5 protein-coding genes are annotated in these 5,134 nt (G+C 38.6%); 2 read left to right on the top strand and 3 right to left on the bottom strand.

What is annotated here, in order from left to right; genetic code table 11:
- A partial coding sequence (locus tag I8752_RS30025; protein ID WP_214435504.1) for a transposase occupies positions 1 to 197 on the bottom strand: 197 nt, incomplete at its 3' end.
- Positions 198 to 278: 81 nt separating this feature from the next.
- Here I8752_RS30025 and I8752_RS30020 point away from each other — a divergent pair.
- On the top strand, positions 279 to 1,754 hold the full coding sequence (locus I8752_RS30020; protein ID WP_214435855.1) for a calcium-binding protein: 1,476 nt from the start codon (positions 279 to 281) through the stop codon (positions 1,752 to 1,754).
- A 188-nt stretch (positions 1,755 to 1,942) separates the two neighbouring features.
- On the opposite strand, the gene I8752_RS30015 is transcribed toward I8752_RS30020, so the two are convergent.
- Entirely contained in the window at positions 1,943 to 4,402 is a 2,460-nt protein-coding gene (locus tag I8752_RS30015) for a dynamin-like GTPase family protein (RefSeq protein ID WP_214435854.1), read from the bottom strand.
- A 117-nt stretch (positions 4,403 to 4,519) separates the two neighbouring features.
- On the opposite strand from I8752_RS30015, the gene I8752_RS38895 reads away from it, so the two are divergent.
- Positions 4,520 to 4,645, top strand: a complete 126-nt coding sequence (locus tag I8752_RS38895; RefSeq protein WP_339381812.1) for a PCC domain-containing protein — start codon at positions 4,520 to 4,522, stop codon at positions 4,643 to 4,645.
- Between the two features lie 180 nt (positions 4,646 to 4,825).
- Here the strand turns inward: I8752_RS38895 and I8752_RS38890 are convergent.
- A partial coding sequence (locus I8752_RS38890; protein WP_214435853.1) for a transposase occupies positions 4,826 to 5,134 on the bottom strand: 309 nt, incomplete at its 5' end.

Below are 5,134 nucleotides of genomic sequence, written 5' to 3'. Positions count from 1 at the left end.
GCCCAAGGTATTACTGTATGAAAGAACCTCAACATTGTTCGATAACTACCACCCATTTCTGCCCACCGGGATATTCCCAACATTGTGATTCGCCCATTCATCGCTAACATGGCCTGTATTATCTGGTTCAACTGTCGCATCGTTGTGGCGTTTATCTGCGGTAGAAGACATTGCAATAGTGATAAGATGTCGGGCATGGGCGGCTAGTAGTTTCTGAGTTGTCGTTGTGAGAGACAATAACTCTACTACGAAACGCCCTACCTCTTCATGCTCTTATTTTGGCAACGGTATTGTTGGATAGTACCAGTTTTTTAAGTTTAGTTGGTAACAGCCCTAAAACTGGAACTACTGGAGACGATCGCGATCAATCTGCAATCAAAGGTACTACAGGCAATGACTATCTTGGTGGAGAGATAGGAAGAGATCAGATATATGGCTATGCAGGTAATGACATTCTCGTAGCCAAAGGTGGAAAGGATGAACTCTACGGGGGCACAGGAGATGATTTATATCTCCTCTCAGCAGCCGATGGGTTTAAAACTATTATTCAAGATGATGGCGGATATGATGCTTTGAATATCAAAGATGCAATTATTTCCCTGTCTCTACTCCAGAGTGGAAAAGTTGGACTATACAGAATAGATGATAACAACTTATTAATCGACCTCAATAAAAACGGTTATGCCACACCTTCCGATGACTTAATTATCAATTTCTTTTTTGACCCCACTGCAACGGGAGCTAAAGCTGGTGTAGGCTTCATTGAGAACTTAGGTAATGTATCTGGCAATGACGTTCTGAATCTATTTAACGCCTTGCCTAGAGGTGGGCGACCTGACGAGACTATTAACTATATTCCCAGCGCTGGCTTAGGAAACGACACATACATTGGCACAAATGGCAATGACTTCATCTACGGCGGTGACGGCAATGATGTTCTTGATGGTAAAGCAGGGCGAGATCAACTCCAAGGCGATAATGGCAATGACATTATATATGGAGGAGATGGAGACGATCGCCGTCCTGACTTCACTGCTGGGCTCAGAGGTGGCGCAGGCAACGATACCATTTATGGCGGCTATGGAGATGACATCATTGATGGACAGGATGATGTTGACATTATCTTTGGCGATGAAGGTGATGACATTATCTTTAGTGGTGCTGGCAATGACAAAGTTGTTGATTCCAATGGAGAATACGCGGGACTCAGAGGCGGGTTAGGCAATGATACCATCTATGGCAGTTTTGGGGACGACATCATAGATGGACAAGATGGTAATGACAAGCTTTACGGAGATGACAAAGATTTTCCTAGTCGGAATATAGCTGAAGGTGGTAACGATGTCATCTTTGGAGGAATTGGCGATGACTATATAAATGGAGGCTATGGTAATGATGTTCTTTTTGGTGATGCAGGAAAAGACCAGATACTGGGTGGCGCGGGTAATGATAGTCTATATTTAGGACTAAATGATAACGCGGTGGATATCATTAAATATGCCTCTGGTGACGGAACCGATACTATTTATCAATTTGTGTGTGGTGTTGGTGGCGATCAACTGCAATTTACAGGTATTGCTAACATTGATGTCGTGAAATCAGCTACGAATACACAACTAAGACTCAGTGATGGTCTTGCTGGTAATTCCGGATTTGGAACAGGTCAATTATTAGCTACCTTCTCAAGTACATCTGGTTTTACTAGTAGTGATGTGAACGTTAATTTGGTTGGTGCTAATTTCTTATTTACTTAGAGGATGTTTGAGAGCCTAAGATTTTTTTCTATAATTCACTTATTACCTTTAGTTTTGTTACGAGCAGCTAAATCTTTAAACAATTCTAGAGTATCGCTAGGTTAAACTTTTTAGTTCGCTGAACTTAGCTACAGGAAGTCCAGAAATAAAGTCCGCAAAATTAAGCGGACTTTATAAAAACACAGCTACTAAACCTGTGCTATACCATCCAATAAACCATCTGAAACTAAAATACCGTTACTCTTAGAAATAGTATCAACAACTTCTGAATCATAATTACTAATTACAGGCAATAAATACTCATATAATTGCATTGCCTGCAAATAACTATTAATACTAGAAACTGCTGAATTATAAGCCTCAATTTTTTGCTCGACAGCATTTAATAAACGCTGATTATTTAAAATCTTCTCTTCAGCTTCTTGTTGCAATGTTTTCTCTAAATATGCACGGGCATTTGGATATTGCTGTAAAACATCATCTGCTTGATTTTCAGCCATTGGTAGCAAATGAGTTTTTAGAGTTTGGTTAATAGTTTGACGGAAAGATTTGCGAATAGTTTGAGAAACTTTTGGTTCAAAATCTAACTTCAATAACTGCCTAATTGCAGGTTCCGCTTCCACTATACTTTCAGCATCATATCCTTGGGAAGTTTGCAGCAAAGTTTGGCGAAATTGATATATCGAAAAAGTGCCTTCATCATAAAATCTAGGACTTTCTCGGACAAAGCGATCGCACTCTACACTAGCAGCACTCATCAACGTCTGGGAAACTATTTTTTCTGTTACTTTTATTTCTTGTTCAATACCAGCATCATTACCTAACAAACGATACAACTGCCGATAATATTCGGACTTGCGAATCTTTTCTATTAACCGTTGAAATAAATTCGTCACAACTTGCTGCGAAGAACTAACTAAAATATCTTCCAATTGATTGGATAAATAATAAAATGCCTCTACTAAAATGGCAATTAACGGTGCGGTTGCGTTACGTGGATGACTAATGGTTGCACGTCGGTAAGCATCAGCTACAGAAAAAGTATCTAGCAACTCATCTAAACGGCGAATCATCCGCGATTGTAATTGCCGAAAATCTGCTTCAAAAGACTCACAAGTAATATTAATTATTTGGTTAACTTCTTCTGTGATGTGTTGACTAAAATCTTTACCAACTTGCTGTAATTGCTGATTGAGACGTTGTAATTCCTGTGCTTTCATACTCTCAATTTCTCGCGGCTGGCTATCTAAATGCCGTTGCACAAACTGATAATTTTTTTTCAGTTTAATACATATATCTTCTAAGTCATCAGCAAGATTTTGAAAAAGCTGTGGACGCTTTTCTTCAGTCAAGTAACGAGCAATAGCTGCGCGGAATTCCTCAATACCACTATCTTGAATTAGCTGTTTAATCAGAGGCATTCCCTGTTGAGATAAAATCCGTACATAGTTCTCATTTGGAGTTTCAAAGCTATTTACGGAAATCCGAAACTGGCTGTGTGAAAGTTTCCCAGAGTTAGCACAGTAACGATTAAACTCATTCACAAATTGTGGTGTTTCTTCCTTCCCATCCAAACTTTTGACGCTTTCGGCAAAAACAGAATCTAAACCAAATCTATCTTGTTCGCTTGTCTGTTTAATCTGACTGCCATAAAATCCCAGTAATCCACTGGTTTTATAAACTCTGTTTGTATCGCGAAACTGTCCATCGATCAAATGATCTAATCTCTGCCTCAGCTGAGTATTGTACCAAGTTTCATCAATCCGGTTGAAGACATAAAAAACGCGATCGCGGATGCCTCCATTTTCCCGCATTGTTTCTAAAAGTTCTGTTTCTTCCTTTGTCATGTCACCAGCAGCAGCAGGTTTTAATACACACACTACCGCTGATGTATCGGGATGTTGAATTTTTGTGTAAGTTAGCTGTGCATCCTTCTCTACAGGTGCATCAATTCCTGGCGTATCAATGATGACGTTCCCATCTTGTAAGAGTGGATGATTGCAGTAATATTCAATTCGCTTTAAAACCGCACTATTGCTACCACGACGCGCATATCCAGCAGCTTCTTTCAGATTAGAAAAATTAAATTGCTCCATCGAATATGTGGCATTATTCGTTGTATAAATATGTTGGCAATTTGTTTTATATCCTTCCAGCAATAATATTAATGCCTTTGCTTGTTTCGCACGTTCTGATTTACTTTCGCCACCTTCCTGTTGGATAATTACTTCACATCCTTGGTGTAAAAGGCTAATTATTTCAGCTTCATTGATATCAATTGCTGTTGTAAATCCCAATTGTTCGGATAAAGAACTTGCTTGTTCTTGAATCTCCGCTTTACTCAAAAATGTCAAAACAACTCTTTCTTTATCTGCTTGGGCGTACTCAATCTTACACTCAGTACCTGTGGCGTGTCCCTCAGCGCTGTACAGCAATTCTCTTTCTAAAAGTGCATTAATTAGCATCGATTTACCCGCACTAAAAGCACCTGCAAATACAATCTCAAACTTTGGAGAAATCGCTTTACCTAGAGAAGTTTGTACGGCTGTAATATCTTGAGAACGTAATGCTGGTTCTTGCTGTAAAAGTTGTAAAATAAATTCAACTTGTTCTTTCAAATTTTGACACTGAGAATGCTGTTCTGACATTATTAAGCACCCATAATTATTTTGTATATTTTATTAATTTTTGATGAGCATTTGCTTCAGTGTTATCACTGAGGGGTTTTTAATGATTTGTATTCCTAAAATCCACGTGATATGTAGATGATGAAAATTTTTGCTATTAGACTAAAACCCAATGAAGATTTAAGGCAAAGCTTAAAGAACTTTGCCATAGAACATAATATAAAAGCAGGATTTATTTTACCCCTCTTCTGTCACTCTCCGTGAGGGCGATTGCTAGAAGTCTCACGAGGCAATCAATACAACCTATACTATTAGAAAAAAATTGCTCTTGAATTTGTTATTAGAAAATAATCGCGCGATCGCTTGCTGTACAAAAGCTCTAGAATTCAGAAATGGCAAATGTTTTCGGAGACTGACAGAAGAGGGTTACAGCGTTTCCCGATGTTATGAGGTACAATAACAGCAATTAGTGAACCAGTTTTTTAAATGTTGAGGATTCATCAAGTAGAGAGCAACAGAGATAACTTTATCAACCATTTCGGTTGTAGTTGGAGAAAAAGTACGTAAAAAAGATTTCAGTTGTGACCACCATAACTCAATGGGATTAAAATCAGGAGAGTATGGAGATAAACATAAGACTTTCGCACCTACAGATTCAATCATTGGTTCAATTGATGCTAGTTTATGTGCAGGTAAGTTGTCCATAACTACCACTGCTCCTGACCATAATTGAGGCAATAAAAACTTCTCAAT

It is taken from the genome of Dendronalium phyllosphericum CENA369 (assembly GCF_016056275.1).
Taxonomy (GTDB): Bacteria; Cyanobacteriota; Cyanobacteriia; order Cyanobacteriales; family Nostocaceae; genus Dendronalium; species Dendronalium phyllosphericum.
This window is presented reverse-complemented; position numbering and strand designations above follow the sequence as displayed.

Excerpts from the sequence above, each read along its gene's own strand:
- I8752_RS30015 (WP_214435854.1), bottom strand. The coding sequence starts at position 4,402 with ATGTCAGAACAGCATTCTCAGTGTCAAAATTTGAAAGAACAAGTTGAA.
- I8752_RS38895 (WP_339381812.1), top strand. The coding sequence starts at position 4,520 with ATGATGAAAATTTTTGCTATTAGACTAAAACCCAATGAAGATTTAAGG.